At 67.3% G+C, this 16332-nt stretch carries 16 protein-coding genes; 9 read left to right on the top strand and 7 right to left on the bottom strand.

Translation table 11 applies throughout. From position 1 onward, the window contains the following. Positions 1–44: 44 nt before the first annotated feature. Complete coding sequence (locus ACUYTF_RS08435) at positions 45–1658, bottom strand: ABC transporter substrate-binding protein (protein WP_434142360.1); 1614 nt, start codon at positions 1656–1658, stop codon at positions 45–47. 245 nt (positions 1659–1903) lie between these two features. Between ACUYTF_RS08435 and ACUYTF_RS08430 the strand changes: the two genes are divergently transcribed. Then, positions 1904–2695 carry a CPBP family glutamic-type intramembrane protease gene (locus tag ACUYTF_RS08430; protein WP_434142358.1) on the top strand — a complete coding sequence of 264 codons (792 nt, stop codon included), beginning with the start codon at positions 1904–1906 and terminating at the stop codon, positions 2693–2695. Positions 2696–2704: 9 nt separating this feature from the next. Here the strand turns inward: ACUYTF_RS08430 and ACUYTF_RS08425 are convergent, their stop codons facing one another. From ACUYTF_RS08425 to ACUYTF_RS08415, 3 genes are read right to left on the bottom strand one after another with little or no spacing between them, the layout of a single operon-like run. Next, positions 2705–3466, bottom strand: coding sequence for a hypothetical protein (locus ACUYTF_RS08425; RefSeq protein WP_434142357.1), 762 nt, complete (start codon positions 3464–3466; stop codon positions 2705–2707). 45 nt (positions 3467–3511) lie between these two features. Then, complete coding sequence (locus ACUYTF_RS08420; protein WP_434142356.1) at positions 3512–4273, bottom strand: phosphotransferase; 762 nt, start codon at positions 4271–4273, stop codon at positions 3512–3514. Positions 4274–4311: 38 nt separating this feature from the next. Beyond that, complete coding sequence (locus ACUYTF_RS08415; RefSeq protein ID WP_434142766.1) at positions 4312–4956, bottom strand: GTP pyrophosphokinase; 645 nt, start codon at positions 4954–4956, stop codon at positions 4312–4314. 299 nt (positions 4957–5255) lie between these two features. On the opposite strand from ACUYTF_RS08415, the gene ACUYTF_RS08410 reads away from it, so the two are divergent. Next, on the top strand, positions 5256–5687 hold the full coding sequence (locus tag ACUYTF_RS08410) for an OsmC family peroxiredoxin (protein WP_434142355.1): 432 nt from the start codon (positions 5256–5258) through the stop codon (positions 5685–5687). A 73-nt stretch (positions 5688–5760) separates the two neighbouring features. Here the strand turns inward: ACUYTF_RS08410 and ACUYTF_RS08405 are convergent, their stop codons facing one another. Beyond that, the gene (locus tag ACUYTF_RS08405; RefSeq protein WP_434142353.1) at positions 5761–7338 is read right to left on the bottom strand and encodes a helix-turn-helix domain-containing protein; all 1578 of its coding nucleotides are present in this window, start codon (positions 7336–7338) and stop codon (positions 5761–5763) included. 208 nt (positions 7339–7546) lie between these two features. Between ACUYTF_RS08405 and ACUYTF_RS08400 the strand changes: the two genes are divergently transcribed. The 6 genes from ACUYTF_RS08400 to yczE all read left to right on the top strand — a co-directional run bounded on the left by ACUYTF_RS08400 (position 7547) and on the right by yczE (position 14122). Next, positions 7547–8491, top strand: coding sequence for an N-carbamoyl-D-amino-acid hydrolase (locus tag ACUYTF_RS08400; protein ID WP_449279614.1), 945 nt, complete (start codon positions 7547–7549; stop codon positions 8489–8491). Positions 8492–8519: 28 nt separating this feature from the next. Then, complete coding sequence (hydA, locus tag ACUYTF_RS08395) at positions 8520–9902, top strand: dihydropyrimidinase (protein WP_434142351.1); 1383 nt, start codon at positions 8520–8522, stop codon at positions 9900–9902. A gap of 11 nt (positions 9903–9913) precedes the next feature. After that, entirely contained in the window at positions 9914–11152 is a 1239-nt protein-coding gene (locus ACUYTF_RS08390; protein ID WP_434142350.1) for a hydantoinase/carbamoylase family amidase, read from the top strand. A 58-nt stretch (positions 11153–11210) separates the two neighbouring features. Beyond that, the gene (locus ACUYTF_RS08385; RefSeq protein ID WP_434142348.1) at positions 11211–12674 is read left to right on the top strand and encodes an NCS1 family nucleobase:cation symporter-1; all 1464 of its coding nucleotides are present in this window, start codon (positions 11211–11213) and stop codon (positions 12672–12674) included. A 105-nt stretch (positions 12675–12779) separates the two neighbouring features. Next, positions 12780–13520, top strand: a complete 741-nt coding sequence (locus ACUYTF_RS08380) for an aspartate/glutamate racemase family protein (protein WP_434142346.1) — start codon at positions 12780–12782, stop codon at positions 13518–13520. Beyond that, positions 13517–14122, top strand: a complete 606-nt coding sequence (yczE, locus tag ACUYTF_RS08375) for a membrane protein YczE (protein WP_434142345.1) — start codon at positions 13517–13519, stop codon at positions 14120–14122. The genes ACUYTF_RS08380 and yczE overlap by 4 nt, the downstream gene beginning before the upstream one ends. Positions 14123–14380: 258 nt before the next feature. Here yczE and ACUYTF_RS08370 read toward each other — a convergent pair whose 3' ends face one another. Then, positions 14381–15367: a diaminopimelate dehydrogenase gene (locus ACUYTF_RS08370; RefSeq protein ID WP_434142344.1), complete on the bottom strand. Its 987-nt coding sequence runs from the start codon at positions 15365–15367 to the stop codon at positions 14381–14383. 101 nt (positions 15368–15468) lie between these two features. Between ACUYTF_RS08370 and ACUYTF_RS08365 the strand changes: the two genes are divergently transcribed. Further along, on the top strand, positions 15469–15825 hold the full coding sequence (locus ACUYTF_RS08365) for a DUF2200 domain-containing protein (protein ID WP_434142342.1): 357 nt from the start codon (positions 15469–15471) through the stop codon (positions 15823–15825). 9 nt (positions 15826–15834) lie between these two features. On the opposite strand, the gene ACUYTF_RS08360 is transcribed toward ACUYTF_RS08365, so the two are convergent. Then, complete coding sequence (locus tag ACUYTF_RS08360) at positions 15835–16287, bottom strand: SRPBCC domain-containing protein (protein WP_434142341.1); 453 nt, start codon at positions 16285–16287, stop codon at positions 15835–15837. Positions 16288–16332: the final 45 nt, after the last annotated feature.

Here is a 16332-nt window from a genome sequence, read left to right as displayed (position 1 = left end):
GCCCCGGGCTCAGCGCCCGGGGCCTCCGTTTCTGGGTGGGTGCGCTACTTCTTCGTGATCTCGTTGAAGATCGGCACCGAATTCCAGCCGAACGTGACGTTGTCGACGTTCTCGCCGTAGCCGCCCGTGGTTCCCTGGTACCAGAGCGGAATCGAAGGCATGTCCTCGAACAGGATCTCCTGCGCCTGGTTCAGCTTCTCATTGCGGGCTGCCGGGTCGCTCTCCTGCACCGCCTCGTCGAGCACCTGGTCGAACGCGGGGTTCGCGTAGAAGCCGTGGTTCGAGCTGGCGTTCGTGTAGTAGAGCGGCTGCATGTAGTTGTACGCACCGGGGTAGTCGCCCTGCCAACCGGCACGGAACGGCCCGCCGACGGTGTCGGCTTCACGATCGTCGAGGAACGCCGCGAACGTCGGGTAGAGCTTCGGTGCGGCGGTGATACCGAGGTTCGTCGACCACTGGTTCGCTACGGCTTCGACCCATACCTGGTGCGGGCCGTCGGAGTTCGTCGCGACCTCGAGCGTGCCTTCGAAGGGGCTGATCGCGTCGGCTTCTGCCCACAGCTTCTTGGCCTCGTCGAGGTTGAAGTCGAGCTTCTCCGAGCCGGCGAGCCCCTCGGCGTAGCCGTCGACCACCGGGGAGGTGAAGTCTTCGGCGGGCACGTTCGTGCCTTCGAAGATGACGTCGATGATCTCTTCGCGGTCGAGGGCCATCGAGAGCGCAGCACGCCGCTTCTTGCCTTCCTCGTCCAGTCTGAAATGCTCGAGGTTCGTCGAGATCGAGAGCGTCGTAGTCAGTGCGCCCGCCTGGTTGATCGCCCGGTCGCCGAGCTCGTCCTGGAACACGGCGAACGAGGTGTCGGGAATCTGGTCGAGGACATCGAGGTTGCCGGCGAGCAGGTCGGTGTACGCCGCGTCGAGCGATGCGTAGACCTTGAACTCGATTCCGTCGTTCGCCACCTTGCGGGGGCCGACGTACGTGTCGTTCTTCACGAGGCTGATCGACTCGTCGTGCTTCCAGGCGTCGTCGCTCGCGAACTTGTAGAGTCCGTTGCCGATGGGCGCCTGCCCGTAGGCCTCCATGTCCTCGAATGCGACATCGGGCAGCGGGTAGAACGCCGAGTAGCCCAGTCGGTCCGGGAAGTCGGGGCTCGCCTCGACGGTGAAGGTGTGGTCATCGACGATCTTCAGGCCTTCCATGGCCTCGACGGGCTCGGTCTCGCTGAAGCCCTTGATCGTGCCGAAGAAGGACTGGTTGTCGAGCGCGTTGTCGATGTTCGCGGAGTAGTTCCACGCGTCGACGAAGTTCTTGGCGAGCACCGGGGTTCCGTCCGAGAACACGGCATCGTCGCGCAGCTTGACTTCCCAGGTGGTCTTCGCATCGTCCATCGGCTCGATCGACTCGGCGACGCCCATCTGCGTCGCGCCGTCGGCATCGTAGTAGACCAAGCCTTCCCAGAGCGCGTCGACGACCTTGCCGCCGCCGACTTCAGAGGTGGCCGCCGGAATCAGAGCCTTCTGCGGCTCCGTGTTGTTGACGGTGATGACGTTGCCCGAGGTCCCCTCGCTGCTGTTGCCACCGCTCGATGAGCAGCCCGACAGCGCGAGTGCGCCGGCAGCGGCCAGCGCGATGAACGCGAGACCCTTCCGTGATCGCTTCACTTCGTTTCCTCCTTGAAATCCCCATCCGGTCGCGGCGGACAGTCTTTGTCGCGCCTATTCGCCGATGGGTATCGATTGTTACGGGGACCACCCTAGCTTTCCGGTGGAGCCGCACCTGCGAACTTCCTGGAGCCGTGACTCCATCGTGATTCGGTTGTGCAGAACCCTGCAAAAGGCGACCCGACGACCGCTCGGGAACTGTGCGAATCCGACATTCCTCGAGGCTTCGACGATACGCTGGGGCAGTGCACCGACCCGCAATCCGCAATCGCCTCCGGTGGGAGGTCGCTATCGTGCTCGCCCTCTCGTTCGGGGCCTCGGGCGTGTACGCGATCGTACGTATCGTCGAACGGGTCACGCGCGACACCGCGCTGGCCGAGCAGACCGCGAGCATCAACACATCGCTCGCCGAGCGGCCGGTATTCGATCTGATCTTCCAGCTGCTCTCGTTCGTCTTCGGGCTCGCGCCGGTCGCGCTCGTCGTGTTCCTGCTCTGGCGCGAACGCGCGCCTCGCCTCGGGAGACTCGGCCTCGGAGCACCGAGCGCGGGCGGCCGGTGGCGCTGGCCGAGCGAGGCCGGTGCGGGCTTCGCCCTCGCCGCGATCATCGGCGTCCCCGGTCTCGTCTTCTACGTCTTCGCGAAGCAGATCGGCATCAACACGACCGTGGTGCCCGCGGCGCTCGACGCCTACTGGTGGACGGTGCCCGTGCTCGTGCTGCAGGCGCTGAAGGCGGCCCTCGGCGAGGAGCTCATCGTGGTCGCCTACCTCTTCGACCGGCTCCGCCGGCTCGGCGTCGGGCCGCTCGCGACCATCGTCGCGAGCGCGCTGCTGCGCGGCAGCTACCACCTCTACCAGGGCTTCGGCGGGTTCATCGGCAACGTCGTGATGGGTCTCGTCTTCGGCTACGCGTATCGCAGATGGGGGCGATCGCTGCCCCTCATCGTCGCGCACTGGGTGCTCGACATCGTGAGCTTCGCCGGCTACGCGGTCGCGCTCGCCCTGTGGCCGGGCGTCTTCGCGGCGCCGACGCCGTAGCGCGGATCGCTACCCGGGCTGGATCGTCGAGACCATGGCCGCGGTAAGGCCCCAGATCTCGTCGTACAGTTCAGGGGCCGCGGCGCAGCTGTGCGCCGGTTTCAGCACCGTGTACGAGCCGGTCGCCGTGCGCTCGATGCCCCACTGCTCGCGCATCGCCGAGCAGGAATCGGGCAGCTGGTCGATGAGCGGCGAACCGATGAGCACGAGCTGTTCGCCCCTGATCTCGTACTGGGGCCAGCCGAACTTGCCCGAGATCTGCGCCGTGATGCCCCACAGGGGCACGTTCATGTCGCCGGTCGGGCCGGGGTCGACCGCCGGCGGCTCGTCGGCCGCCTCCTTGGTCTTCGTTGTGTCCTTCTTCTCGCCGTCGGCCTTGCCTTCGGTCTCCGTCGTGGGCTTCGCGCTCGTCGCGGGCTCCGAAGTCTTCGCCGGGGCAGTGGTCTCGGCCGTGGCCGCATCGTCGCCCGCTCGCGCGAGATTCATCACGACGATCGATGCGATGAGTGCGAATACCGTCACGAGGCCGACGATGATCCACGGCTTCGCGTTCGCCGATCGCGTGCTGCCTCCGCCGCGAGGAGTTTTCGCCGGCGGCTGCGCTGGGCCCGGGGCGCCCTCGGGCTGCTCGGGCTTCGTGGTCGGCAGAGGCGACGTCTTGATGCGCTCGGCCTGCTCGAAGGCGAGCCGGTCGCGTGCGGGCACGGGCTGCGACTCGCCGGCTGCGGGCTCCGCCGGGCCGAAGAGCTCCTCGAATGGGTCCTTACTCACGCCCCCACCCTAACCCTGCCACAGCTCATATTCCGCATCGGGCGCCTAGGAGAACGCCCGGCCGATCGTCTCGCGCCGCGCTGCGAAGCCCGCGACCCGTGCGAAATGGCGGTCCATGATTCCTGCGTCGCGCAGCGCAATGGTGCCGGCGTCGCCCCGTTCGATTCCCGCCCGCCACCGCTCGGCGATGAGCGCCATGCGCGTGTCGACGGCATCGAGCAGCTCACCGGGTGCCACCCCGCCGTACGCCTGGCAGACGAGGCCGATGCGACCCGCGGCCTCCGCGGTCGGGATCTCCCGCAACAGCGGAACTCCCGACCAGCAGAGGAAGGCGAGGTCGTCGATCGGGCGACCGGGGCCGGCCCGATCCCAATCGATCATGCCCGAGAACTCCCCGTCGACGACCACCCAGTTGTAGAGGCCGGGGTCGTTGTGGCAGATGATCTCGCCGGGGTCGAGGGGGCGAGCCCCCTGGCGCCACTCGAGGCCCCGCGCGTCGAAGTCGGCGACGGCGTCGTGGAACCGTCTGAGCCAGGCGGCCGCTGCGGCGAGCGCGCGGTCATCGGGCTGCTGCTTCTCGGGGTCGAGCGTGAGTCCGGGCAAGTAGTCGAGCACTTCGCGCCCGTCGTCGTCGAATCCGTGCACCCGCGGGATGCCGTCGAGGCCGCGCTCGTGCAGGTGGGCGAGCAGCGCATGCACCGCCGTCGTCCATGGGCCGACGGGCCGGTGCACGCTGACGGTGCCGTCGGAGTTCTGGATGCGCCAGACTCCGCCCGACCCTCCCGGAAGGTGTTCTTCGCTCGTCACAGTTCGACTGTAATGCGTGCCGCCTGCGCGCCGTCCGTTCAGGTGCGGTGCACCTGCTCCTCGACCTCGCGCAGCGAGAGCGCCGGGGCCGCTTCGGGCAGCCCGTGCACCTGCACGTGCAGTCGCTCCATGCGGGTGTCGAGCTCGGCCGCAGTGTCGGCCGCGTTCTTCAGCTCGTCGAGCAGGGTGCTCGGCACATGCCGGGCGTACTTGTAGTAGATCTTGTGCTCGAGGCTCGCCCAGAAATCCATCGCGATCGTGCGGAACTGCACTTCGACCGGCACATCGACGCGGCCGCTCGATAGGAACACCGGCACCGAGATGATGGTGTGCAGGCTCTTGTAGCCGTTCGGTTTCGGGTGCTTGATGAAGTCCTCGACCTCGAGGATGGTGATGTCGTCCTGCTGCGTGAGCAGGTCGAAGAGGCGGTAGACGTCGCGGATGAAGGCGCACGTGACGCGCACGCCGGCGATGTCGTAGATCTGACCGCGAATGGCGTCGAAGTCGGTGGCGACGCCGCGGCGGTCCATCTTCTCGACCAGGCTGTCGACGCTCTTCACGCGGCTCGACACGTGCTCGATGGGGTTGTACTCGTGCATGTGCAAGAACTCTTCGCGCAGGATCGCGAGCTTCGTCTCGACCTCCTGCATCGCGAAGCGGTACTCGAGCAGGAACCGTTGCATCTGATCGCCGAGAGTCCGCAGCGCGCTCGCCGAGATCGTGATCTCGTCGCCTTCGCCTGCACTGTCGAACTGCGGCGCATCGAACGGGCCGGTCGCTGAGCTGCTCATATCGTCCAGGGTAGCCCCCGCCACTGACGATGGGCCCGGAATCGCGGCCGACGGTTCGCTCACAGCATGATCGGCCGGGATTGCGGGGAAGAGTCTGCCTCTCGGCCACCCGCTTCTGTTAGCGTGGCGATGACCGGGTACCGTCGCCACGGGCCCGGCACGAACTCAGCACGCTCTCGCTTGGAGGAATTATGCCGAACACCATCGTGAACAAGGCCAGCGCCGTCTGGAACGGAGAGCTGTTCACCGGCTCGGGTACCACCAGCCTCGACTCCTCGGGAGCCGGCACGTTCTCGGTGAGCTGGAAGGCCCGCGGTGAGGAATCGGGCTCGACGACCACGCCGGAAGAGCTCATCGCCTCGGCGCACGCGACCTGCTACTGCATGCAGTTCTCGAACATGCTCACGGAGAACGGCACTCCCCCGACGCAGCTGAACGCCGCGGCTGAAGTCGACTTCACCCCGGGCACGGGTATCACCGCGATCCGCCTCACCGTCGTCGGCACCGTCGACGGCATCAGCGCAGAGGACTTCGCGCGCATCGCGAACGATGCGAAGGTGAACTGCCCGGTATCGAAGGCGCTCGCCGCGGTCGACATCTCGCTGACGGCGTCGCTGGCATAGGGATCATCGCGGGCTGCGCCCGCCGAACGGCCGCCGCGACCTCGGTGTTCGAGGCCCGGCGGCCGTCGCCGTTTCAGGGCGCGATCGCAGGGGCCGTCTCGGGCTGCCGCAGCAGCGCCCATACGGCGAAGCGCATGTCCGGGATATCGAGATCGACACCGGTGAGATCCGCGAATCTCTGCAACCGGTATCGCACGGTGTTGTGGTGCACATGCAGGCGCCGCGCCGCTCGCCCGATATCGCCCCAGTGATCGATCGCCACCCGCACGGTGGCGAGCAGGTCGCGGTCTTTCGCGACATTGCTCGCAAGCATCTGCTCGAGCCCGCGGGGCACTCGGCCGCGGATCGGCAGCTGCTGGGCGAGGAGCTGATCGAGCAGCAGTGGAGCCCAGAACTCTCCCGGCGTCGCGACCCCGCTCCGCCCTTCGCGCAGCAGCGCGTTCAGCACGCGGTCGGCGGTGGCGGCGGATCCCGCGACGTCGTGCGGGGCATTCGCATGACTTCCGATACCGACGGCGACTTCGATGTCGACGCGTTGCAGACTCTCGACGAAGTAGCCGGCGAGCAGGCGCGCGCCTGTCGCGTCGCATTCGTGCGGGTCGCCGCCGCAGTCGAAGTGCACGATGTGCAGGCGGTCGCCGTCGGCGACCGTGACCGCCTCGTTCTGCACCGACCATGAGGAGTTGGCGACGAGCACGCGGAAGTCGGCGAGGCGAATGGACTGGGCTTCCGGATGCTCGGGTGCAACGGTGAAGGAGATGACGTGCGCCCCGCGGCCGAACGAGCGCCCGGTGACGCCCAGCTCCAGCAGCGCCGCCTCCACTCGTCTCCCCGCCAGCAGATCGAGCGCCGCGTCGTCCCGGGTGATCCGCTCGTCCTCGCGCCGCCGCAGGTCGGCCACGAGGATCTCGCTCATCTGCGCTGCTGCCGCCTGCAGCGTCGCGGTGTCGTCCTCGGCGAACGCCGGCGACGCGCGGGCGAACCAGATCGTCCCGACCAGCCGTCCGCGCGACCGGATCGCGACGACCAGTCTCGGCCCGAGGCCCGCGGCTGCATCGGGCGCGACTTCAAGGACGTCCTCGCCGCGGATCAGGCTGGCCTGAACGCCCTGCGCGTTGAACACCTGTTGCAGGTATCCGGGCATGCGCCGCTGCATGATGGCGTTGCGCCTCGCTTCGTCGATCGGCGCCGCAAAACGCGAGTACGCGAGCATCTGGAAGTCCTGGTCCTCCACGATGATGTGGCCCCGTAGCGAGTCCGCGGCGCGATCGACGATATCCACGATCTCGCTCTGCGCTTGCTCGTCCTCGAGGATACCGGGCACCGGAGAGTCGTACTTGAGCTGCTTCACGAGGCGGGAGATCGAGGCCGGTGTCGCTTCGGCTCGAACCGCCATGACGGGGGTGTCCGTGGGCCCCAGCTCCGGAAGCAGGGGCTTCGCGCCCACGACGATGACGAGCTCCGCCCCGGCTGCGCATGCCTGCCCGTACGCATCCCGCAGTTCGGCGGCACCCGCGAGCGTTCGCGTCTCGACTGCGATGCGCTGCACGGGCGCCGGGCGCCGGTGCAGCGAGACCTGCTCCGGCAGATCCTCGAGCGCATCGAGTATGCGGCCGAGCGGCAACGGTGTCGCCAGCGCGATGAGCTCCATTCACTTCCTTTGGTCGATCGACTGTTTTTCTGCTCTGAACTTTAGTCGAATCACCAGAGTTTATGGCGAGCGCCGTACCTAGAGTGAGTGCAGCACAATCGTTCGCCTAGGCCAGGCGGCCCCTGCCCGTACCAGTGCAGACGGCCGCGCCGCACCGGTGCAGGCGGCCCCGCAGGCCCGCGAACCCGAAGCTTCGAGGAGGAAGCACATGTCACCACGCACACTCGGATTAGGAGTCGTCCAGATCGGCGGCATTCAGCCTGAGGACAGCCGTACCGATGTGGTGGCCCGCCTGGTCGCCCACCTGCGCACGGCGTGCGCGCGCGGAGCGGAGTTCGTCGTCTTCCCCGAACTCACCCTCACGACGTTCTTTCCGCGCTACTGGTTCGAGGACGAGGGCGAAGCCGACCAGTACTTCGAGCGGGAGATGCCCAGCGACGAGACGGCGCCGCTCTTCGCTGCGGCGGCAGAGCTGAAGTGCGGCTTCTACCTCGGCTACGCAGAACTCACTCCGGACGGCCACCACTACAACACTTCGATCCTGGTGGACAGCACCGGCAGCATCACCGGCAAGTATCGCAAGATCCATCTGCCGGGCCACGACGACAACCGCGCAGAGCTCCCGCACCAGCACCTCGAGAAGAAGTACTTCGAGGTCGGCGATCTCGGTTTCGGAGTATTCGAGTCCCAGGGGCTCAAGATCGGTATGGCGCTGTGCAACGACCGCCGCTGGCCGGAGGTCTACCGCATGCTCGCGCTGCAGGGCGCCGATCTCGTCGTCCTCGGGTTCAATACCCCGATGGTGGTGCCCGGCTGGCAGGAGGAGCCGCATACGAAGATGCACAGCCACCTGCTGTCGCTCGCCGCGGGCGCCTACCAGAACGCGCTCTGGGTCGCGGCCGCCGGCAAGAGCGGCACCGAGGATGGCGTCTATATGATCGGCGGATCGGCCATCGCATCGCCGAGCGGCGAGATCGTGGCGAAGGCGATCTCCGACGGCGACGAAGTGCTCGTTTCGCATATCGATCTCGACCTATCGACCCCGTTCCGCGAGAGCGTCTTCGACTTCGCGGCGCATCGCCGCCCAGAGTTCTACTCGCTCATCACCGAACGCACAGGCCGCGGAGAACCGCTCCCGGTCCCCGGATTCTAGCCCCCAGCACTGCGACGAGGAGAAACACATGACCTACACCCTGTTCCGCGGCGGCACCGTTGTCAGCAGCACGGGCAAGACCCGCACCGACGTTCTGGTATCGAACGGCACCGTGATCGCGGTCGGCGAGGTTCCGGGAGTCGCTCCCGAGAACACCGAGATCGTCGACTGCACCGGCATGCTGCTCCTGCCCGGCGGCGTCGACGTGCACACGCATCTCGATGCCCCGATGTTCAACACCACGACCGCCGACGACTTCGAGACCGGCACGATCGCCGCGGCCATGGGCGGCACCACCACCGTCGTCGACTTCGCCTCCCAGCTGCCCGACGAGACACTGCCGAACTCGTTGCAGGCGCACCGCGACAAGGCGGCCGGTAAGGCCGCGATCGACTACGGCATGCACATGGTCGTGAACAACCTGTACAAGGGCGCGATCGAAGACCTTTCGACGATCAAGGAGGAGGGGGTCAGCAGCCTGAAGGTGTTCATGGCCTACCGCGGCAGCCTCATGATCAACGACGGGGAGCTGTTCGACGTGCTCCGCGGCGCGAAGAAGACCGGCAGCCAAGTGTGCATCCACGCCGAGAACGGCGACATCATCGACCGGATGTCGGCCGACCTCGCGGCAGCGGGGAAGATCGGGCCGGGGTACCACGAGATCTCGCGGCCCCCGAAGACCGAGGTCGAGGCGGTCGAACGGGCGATCCGCATCGCAGACATCGCAGAGGCGCCGATCTACTTCGTGCATCTCTCGACCGAGGGCTCGGTCGAAGCGGTCGCAGCCGCCCGCGCAGTGGGCCAGCCGGTCGCAGCCGAGACCTGCACCCACTATCTGACTCTCGACCGCTCCATCTACGACGAGCCCGGCTTCGAACCCGCAAAGGCCGTGTTGACACCGCCGCTGCGCACTTTCGAGCACCGCGAGGCGCTCTGGCGCGGCCTGAACTCCGGAGTCCTGAGCGTCGTGAGCTCTGACCACTGCCCGTTCTGCTTCGAAGACAAGCGCAAGCTCGGCGGCGACGATTTCCGCACCATCCCGAACGGCGGTCCCGGGGTCGAGCATCGCATGTCGGTGGTATACGCCCGCGGTGTCGCCGACGGCAAACTGACCATCGAACGGTTCGTCGACCTCACTTCGACCACCCCGGCCCAGCAATTCGGGCTGTACCCGCGTAAGGGCCACATCGGTGTCGGAGCAGACGCCGATATCGTCGTCTTCGACGAGAACGGCACGACGGATATCTCGGCGAAGACGCAGTTCCAGAACATGGACTACACGCTCTACGAGGGCTGGTCGCTGCCGGGCAGGATCAAACGGGTCTACTCGCGCGGCGCCCTGGTCGCGGACAACGGCAACTTCGTCGGCAGAGCGGGCCACGGCCAGTACCTGCACCGCAGCGGCTACTGAGGGGCCGGGCCATGCAACCAGTCACCGAACGCATCTCGCACGACCTCGAGTCGCTCGCGACGATGACGGACACCTCGATGCCCGGATGGACCAGGGCGGCGTTCTCCGAGCTCGACATCGTCGGCCGCCACTGGGCCGCCGATCAGCTGCGGGCCGAGGGCCTCGAAGTGCATGAGGATGCGGCGGGCAACATCATCGGCCGCCTTCCGGGCCGTCATCCGGAGCTCGGGGCGATCGCCACGGGCTCGCACACGGACACCGTCGAAGGCGGTGGCCGTTTCGACGGCATCGTCGGAGTGATCGGCGCCCTCGAAGCCGTGCGGATGCTGCGCGAGAACGACATTCGCCTCAACCACGATCTGCTGATCATCGTGTTCTTCAACGAGGAGCCGAACTCGTGGGGCACCAGCTGCCTCGGCTCGCGCGCCCTCACCGGCGCGCTGCCGAAGGACTACTTCGACCGGGAGAACCAGCAGGGCGAGAAGCTCGGCCACGCGCTGCAGCGGGTCGGCATCGACCCCAGCGGCATGCTGGGGGTCGATGCGTATCTGCAGGCTTCGAACCTCCGCTCGTTCGTGGAGCTGCACGTCGAGCAGGGCCCGGTGCTCGAGCGCGTCGGCAGCCAGGTCGGCATCGTGACCTCGATCACGGGCGTCACCCGCTTCGAGGCGCTCTTCCGCGGGCGGCAGGACCATGCCGGCACCACCAGCATGCTCGACCGTCGAGACGCCGGCTGCACGGCGGCCGGCGTCGTGCTCGCGGTCGAGCGCATCGCCGGCGCCCACGAAACAGGCCGAGGCACCACCGGGCAGGTGCTGTTCACGCCCGACGCCGTCAACGTCGTCTCGGAGGAGGCGCTGATCACCGGCGAATTCCGCAGCCCGGATGATGAGTGGTTGAGCTTCGCACAGGATCAGCTGCAGGAGGCCGCGGCTGCCGAGGGCGCTAAGCGCCGCGTCGATGTCGCCATCGATTGGCTGCCCACCCAGGCGCCGGTGCCTATGGCCGAGCCGCTGCAGCAGGCCATCGAGGCGACGTCCGCGCACCTCGACCTCACCGCCTCCAAGCTCTACAGCGGCGCGGAGCACGATGCGGCGATCATGGGCGCCCTGGTCCCCTCCGCCATGATCTTCATCCCGTCCGCAGCCGGCCGCAGCCACTGCCCCGACGAATGGACCGACCTCGCCGATATCTCCGCGGGCACGGCGATGCTCGCGGGATCCCTGGTCGAAATCGACCGCCTGCGGTAATTCTCTCGCTAGTCTCATGAACACCGGCCCATTCGCCTGAATACGAAGGAGTATTTCAATGTCCGAACGCCATCCTCGTTCACCGAGGTTGTACAACACCGAACTCACACCGGAATCCGCGACCGGTACCTGGAAAACCGTCAACCTCTTCAACTGGTGGATGTCGGCCTGGCACAGCCTGGGCGGCTACACGATGGCCATCGGCCTGCTGGTCTTCGGCATCTCCGGCTGGCAAGTCATCATCGCGTTCGCAATCGGCGTGCTCATCCTCTACTTCGTGAACAACCTCACGGGTACGGCCGGACAGCGGGAGAAAGTACCGTTCCCGGTATTCGCTCGCGGCTCCTTCGGCATCTTCGGCGCAAACATCCCAGCGATTCTGCGCGCCATCGTCGCGATCGCCTGGTACGGGATCCAGACCTACCTCGCTTCGGCCGCAGTTATGCTGCTGATCGTGAAGGTGTTCCCCGGCACCGCGGGGATGGCGGAGAACAGCTTCCTCGGCCTCTCGGCGCTCGGCTGGATCTGCTTCCTCGCGCTCTCCGCAGTCCAGCTCGCAGTGCTCATGCTCGGCATGGAGTCGGTGCGCCGGCTGTCGGACTTCGCCGGCCCCACGATCTGGATCGCGATGTTCGCCCTCGCCATCTGGATGCTGGCGAGGGCCGACTGGTCCATCGACCTCGGCGCACGGCTTTCCGAAGGCGTGTCGCCGGGCCTGCAGACCTACGGCATGCTCGCCGCGGTCTTCCTGACCGTCGCCTACATGGCCGGCCCCACGCTGAACTTTGCCGACTTCACCCGCAATGCGCCGAGCGAAGCCATGGTGCGCAAGGGCAATGCGCTCGGCCTGCTGATCAACGCGACGGCGTTCGGCATCATCTCGGTGGTCATCGCCATGGCTTCGCTGAAGGTCTACGGCGATGCGCTGAAGGATCCGATCCATCTCATGGGCGATATCGACAGCGTCGCACTGCTGCTCATCGCCATCATCGCCGTGAGCATCGCGACCGCCGGAATCAACATCATCCTGAACTACGTGTCGCCGGTGTACGACATCATCAACGTGTGGCCGAAGGCGTTCACGTTCCGAACGTCGGGCGCCGTCGTCGCGATCCTGTCGATCGTCATCCTGCCGTGGAACCTGTTCTCGAACCCTGTGCTCGTCAATCAGTTCATCGGCGGCGTGGGAGCCCTGATGGGCCCCCTCGTCGGCATCGTCGTCGCTGATTACTACTTCATCCAGGGACGCCATTTCAAGAAGAGCGATCTCTTCACCGAAGACCCGCGCGGTCGCTACTACTACCGGCGCGGCTACAACCCGCGCGCGATCGCCGCACTGATCGTAGGCGGCGTGCTCACCATCATCATGAGCATCATTCCCGCGATCTCGATGGTCGCGCCGTTCGCTTGGCCCGTCGGTGTCATCGTCTCCGGCGGCGTGTACTACCTGCTCAGCCGCAACGACCGCATCTCGGTCGATGAGGCCCGCACCGTGACCGAAGAGATCAACGTCGTCATCTGACGGCTCGGTACGGCGGCGTCTGCCGTTCCTGCACGGACGGCAGACGCCGTCGCCGGTCTCCCCGCACACGACCCTGTCAATACCCGCACCGACGATGAGGACGGCATGAGATTTCTCGTCATCAACCCCAACACCTCGGCCGGCATGACCGCGGCGATCGCCGAGGAATGCCGCAAGGTCGCCGCTCCCGGCACGATCATCGATGCGATCTCGCCGGAGTACGGCCCCCGATCGATCGAGACCCATACCGAGGACGCCATCGCGGCGGCGGCCACGATCGATGCGGTGCTGAAGCACCGGGAGGACGGATACGACGCCATCATCGTCGCCTGCTTCATCGACCCGGCGCTGATGGCGATCCGCGAGATCGTCGACGTACCGGTCATCGGCATCGCAGAGGCGGCGGCGCACCTCGCGGCGCTCGTCGCCCCCAGATTCTCGGTCGTCACCGTCATGCGCCGACTCGAGCACCAGATCGCCGCGACGATCGACCGGTCCGGGCTCGCCGACCGCTGCGCCTCGGTGCGCTCCATCGATCTCTCGGTGCTGGGGCTCGAAGAGGATATCGACGCCACGCTCGCCGCGATGGAGCAGGAGTCGCGACGGGCGATCGAGGAGGACGGCGCGGAGGCCATTCTGCTCGGATGCGCCGGGCTCGGCCCCCTCGACAAAGAGCTGCAGGCCCGCCTCGGGGTGCCGGTGCTCGACGGCTGCGGGTGCGCGGTCAAACTCGCCGAGGCGTGCATCGGCTACGGCGTCTCGACCAGCAAGGTGCTGTCGTACTCCTCGCCGCCCGCGAAGGAGTACGTGGGCATGCCCGACTTCAGCAGAGCGTTCGGCGCTTGACCGGGCCGCGGGCCCATCGGCAGCTGCCCCGCCGCATCGTGCAGCTGCTGCTCGGGCTCTTCCTCTACGGCATCGCCATCGCGTTCATGGTCGTCGCCGAGCTGGGAGCGGCCCCGTGGGATGTGCTCACCCTCGGTCTCATCAACCACTTCCCGCTGACCTTCGGCGTCATGAACGTCGTCGTCTCGGTGATCGTGCTGCTGCTCTGGATCCCGCTGCGCGAGCGACCCGGCATCGCTACCCTGCTGAACGCGCTGCTCGTCGGGCCGTCGGCGGATGTCGGGCTGCTCCTCATCCCGGAGGCGCCGAACCTGTGGGTGCAGGTGCTCTACTACCTCATCGGGCTCGTACTGCTCGGAGCCGCGACGGGCATGTACATCGGAGCGAAGTTCGGCTCGGGCCCGCGCGATGGGCTCATGACCGGGCTCAACCGGGTCACGGGCCTGCAGATCTGGGTCGTGCGCACGACCCTCGAGGTGGGCGTCGTCGCCGTCGGCTGGCTGCTCGGCGGGCTCGTCGGCATCGGCACCGTCGTCTTCGTCTTCACGATCGGGCCGCTCTGCCAGTACTTCTTGAAGATCTTCACCGTCAAGGGGGTGTAGGGCCCGGGGTTCTGCATGCCCGCACGCACACGAGCCGGTGCCGGCTCCGGCAGCGGGGCCGGTGCCGGCTCGGTGCCGGCCCGGGCACCTGCCCGGTGTATAGGCGAAGCACCGCCGTGTAGCCCGATCACCGCGCTTCGCCTACACGGTCGTGCGAAAGCTATACAGCGTGCTGGAGGTGCCGGTCTACAGCGCGCCGGAGGTTCCGGCCTACAGCGCGCCGGAGGTGCCGGCCTACAGCGCACCGGAGATGCCGGCCTACAGCAGGCCGGCGCGCAGCTCCTCCGCCGATTTCGGCGACAGCATCCCCGGCGCGATGTCGTAGACCGTCTTCGCCCCGTGCTGACCGGCGGCGCTGAGACGCGCCGCGGCACGCGCGTAGGCGACGAGCACGCTCGCGGTGAACTCGGGGTTCGAATCGAGCGCGAGGCGGTACTCGATCACCTGCCGCTGTGCGTCGGAGGTGCGGCCGCTGCGGATCACGAAGCCGCCGTGCGGCATGCCCTGGTGATCGCGGGCGAGCTCTTCGGCCGAGATGAAGTGGACGGTCGTGTCGTAGGGCTCGAAGTAGTCGGGCATGCCCACGATCTCGGCGCGCACGGACTCGGCGTCGGCGCCCTCTTCGAGCACGACGAAGCACTCGCGAGTGTGCCGCTCGCGGGTGGAGAGCTCGGGGTTCTCGCCGGCGCGCACCCGCGCGATCGCGTCCTCGGACGGCAGCGTGTACTGCACTCCCCCGGCGACGCCCGGCACGCGGCGCAGCGCGTCGGAGTGGCCCTGGCTCAGCCCGCGGCCCCAGAACGTGTAGGTCGATCCCTGCGGCAGCAGCGCCTCGCCGAAGACGCGGTTCAGCGAGAACATGCCCGGGTCCCAGCCCGTCGAGATGACGGCCGCGGTACCGGCGGCGGTCGCCGCCGCATCGACGGCGGCGAAGTGCTCGGGGATGTGGGCGTGGTTGTCGTAGCTGTCGACGATCGAATACCGTGCGGCGAGCGCGGGACTCTGCTCGGGCAGGTCGCTGCGCGAACCGCCGCAGAGCACGAGCACGTCGATGTCGTCGCGATCCCTGTCGAGATCGGCGATGGAGAACACCCGGGTGCTCTCGTGCACGGTGGCGACGCTCGCGGGGTCGCGGCGGCTGAAGACGCCGACGAGCGCCATGTCGGGGTTCAGGCCGATCGCGGTTTCGACGCCGCGCCCCAGGTTGCCGTAACCAACGATGCCGATGCGGATCGGAGCGCTCACGAATGCTGCCTTTCAGCCGAGAAGATGCCCTGGCGGGCGTGACGCGACAATTCTAGCGATGCGGTCGGGGCATCGACAGGGATCCGATCTATGCTGGGCTCATGGCCGGACATCGCATCTACAAGCTCGCCTTCTCGGATCTCTACCCGAACTACACGGCGAAGGCCGAGCGCAAGGGGCGTACGAAGGCGGAGGTCGACGAGATCATCCGCTGGCTCACCGGCTACACGCAGGCGCAGCTCGACGAGCTGATCGCTCCCGGCAACCCGGTCGACCTCGAGCAGTTCTTCGGCGAGGCCCCGCTCTTGAACACGTCGCGCGACCTGATCAAAGGCGTCATCTGCGGTGTGCGGATCGAGGAGATCGAGGACCCGCTGATGCGCGAGATCCGCTACCTCGACAAGCTCATCGACGAGCTCGCGAAGGGGCGCCCGATGGAGAAGATCCTGCGCGCGTAGCCCTGGCGTTCAGGCCGCGGCGATCTGCGCGAGCACGTCGAGGAAGCCCTGCCACCCTGCGATGGTGGCGTGCTTCTGCTCGTCTGAGAAGCCCGGCGCCTGCTGCGTCATCATGAGCCGAGTCCCCTCCCCGTCTGCCGCGGCCGCGAGTTCGAAGGTCAGCCGGGCGCCGTTCTCGGCGTCGGGCTGGTCGGTGATCGTCATATCGAGGCGCATCGGCGCGTCGACCTCGATGAACGTTCCGGCCCAGTCCATGGTGCCGCCATCGGGCAGCACCATGACGGCCGCCCAACCCCGCCCGGCCTCGGCACGGTAGTCGAGCCGGTCGGCGGGCACCTGCACCGCGTCGCCGCCGAACCAGCGAGCGAACGAATCGGCCGTCGTGAGGGCGGCGAACACCGCCTCGGGCGGGGCCGCGATCTCGCGGTCGATCCGGATGCCGTCGTCGGTGATCCCTGTCATGCGCTCAAACCTACCGGCCCGGGTCGCCGTGCACCAGCGCCTCGA

This window comes from Leucobacter sp. GX0328 (assembly GCF_053567315.1).
The sequence above is the reverse complement of the archived record's forward strand: the minus strand, read 5'-3'. Positions and strand labels throughout refer to the sequence as shown.

What these genes read in the sequence shown, in the direction of transcription:
- ACUYTF_RS08390 (WP_434142350.1), top strand. Translation starts at nt 9,914, where the DNA reads ATGCAACCAGTCACCGAACGCATCTCGCACGACCTCGAGTCGCTCGCG.
- ACUYTF_RS08400 (WP_449279614.1), top strand. Translation starts at nt 7,547, where the DNA reads ATGTCACCACGCACACTCGGATTAGGAGTCGTCCAGATCGGCGGCATT.
- ACUYTF_RS08365 (WP_434142342.1), top strand. Translation starts at nt 15,469, where the DNA reads ATGGCCGGACATCGCATCTACAAGCTCGCCTTCTCGGATCTCTACCCG.
- hydA (WP_434142351.1), top strand. Translation starts at nt 8,520, where the DNA reads ATGACCTACACCCTGTTCCGCGGCGGCACCGTTGTCAGCAGCACGGGC.
- ACUYTF_RS08380 (WP_434142346.1), top strand. Translation starts at nt 12,780, where the DNA reads ATGAGATTTCTCGTCATCAACCCCAACACCTCGGCCGGCATGACCGCG.
- ACUYTF_RS08360 (WP_434142341.1), bottom strand. Translation starts at nt 16,287, where the DNA reads ATGACAGGGATCACCGACGACGGCATCCGGATCGACCGCGAGATCGCG.
- ACUYTF_RS08410 (WP_434142355.1), top strand. Translation starts at nt 5,256, where the DNA reads ATGCCGAACACCATCGTGAACAAGGCCAGCGCCGTCTGGAACGGAGAG.
- ACUYTF_RS08405 (WP_434142353.1), bottom strand. Translation starts at nt 7,338, where the DNA reads ATGGAGCTCATCGCGCTGGCGACACCGTTGCCGCTCGGCCGCATACTC.
- ACUYTF_RS08415 (WP_434142766.1), bottom strand. Translation starts at nt 4,956, where the DNA reads ATGCAACGGTTCCTGCTCGAGTACCGCTTCGCGATGCAGGAGGTCGAG.
- ACUYTF_RS08385 (WP_434142348.1), top strand. Translation starts at nt 11,211, where the DNA reads ATGTCCGAACGCCATCCTCGTTCACCGAGGTTGTACAACACCGAACTC.